Origin of the sequence: Paraburkholderia sp. RL18-101-BIB-B (assembly GCF_046026985.1) — a bacterium.
Taxonomy (GTDB): Bacteria; Pseudomonadota; Gammaproteobacteria; order Burkholderiales; family Burkholderiaceae; genus Paraburkholderia.
Map to the genome: position 1 here is coordinate 1 of NZ_JARESV010000170.1, position 830 is coordinate 830.

General features: G+C 58.1%; 1 protein-coding gene. It reads right to left on the reverse strand.

Going from position 1 to position 830, the window contains the following annotated elements:
- Window positions 1-54: 54 nt before the first annotated feature.
- Window positions 55-789 (reverse strand): IS6 family transposase, encoded by a 735-nt coding sequence (locus P0D73_RS46540; protein WP_408183159.1) that lies wholly within the window; start codon window positions 787-789, stop codon window positions 55-57.
- Between the last annotated feature and the right edge of the window lie 41 nt (window positions 790-830).

Here is an 830-nt window from a genome sequence, read left to right on the forward strand (position 1 = left end):
GGCGTTGTCAACTTGTCGCGAGTGAAGCGTAAAGACGGAAGGGACGCGCATCCATCAGAAAGGGTAGGACGGATTTTGGGCGAGTTCGGTGAATTCGCGCCAGGCAACGAATCTTGCCGCGAGCTGTCTGCGATAGAGTGAAGCGCGTAGGAGGTGCCGCTTGAGCGCGAAGTGTTGTCGGATCGGCCCGAAGCTCGAGAGGAATGTCTGCGTGCGTTTCGGGTCGCGAAAGCCGCGCATGCGGCGCTCGCGTTCGCGTGTCGGCTGATGACTGTTTTCAGCCCGATTGTTCAGCCGGGCCGCTGCTTTGACGAACACGTGCTTTACCTTCGCCAGCTCTGGGATTTCGGCTTTTGCCGCCGGATAGCTGCGCAACTGATCGGTGACGATCTTGCGCGGCACCGGGCTTGAGCGCAGCACTCGCTTGAAAAAACGTTTTGCAGCAGCCTTGTCGCGCCGCTTTTGCAGCAATATGTCGAGTTCGGCGCCGTACTCATCGACTGCACGCCACAGCAGATAAGGTTCGCCGCGCAGTGTGACGAACATTTCGTCAAGATGCCACGTGCTGCCTGGCTTGCGTCGCGCGGCTTTCACTCGGCGAGCAAAGCCGGCGCCGAACTTATCGCACCAGCATCGGATTGTCTCGTACGTCACGATCACGCCGCGCTCGAAGAGCAACTCTTCGATGTCGCGCAAGCTCAACTGAAAGCGAAAGTACCAGCGCACTGCGCAACTGATAACACCCGCAGGAAAACGGTGACCGTGATACAGCGATTTGGATTTCTTCATCGCACCATCTTACGCGACCAATCCAACAACTTGACAACGCC

Coding starts and splice junctions, on each gene's coding strand:
- P0D73_RS46540 (WP_408183159.1), bottom strand. CDS start 789: ATGAAGAAATCCAAATCGCTGTATCACGGTCACCGTTTTCCTGCGGGT.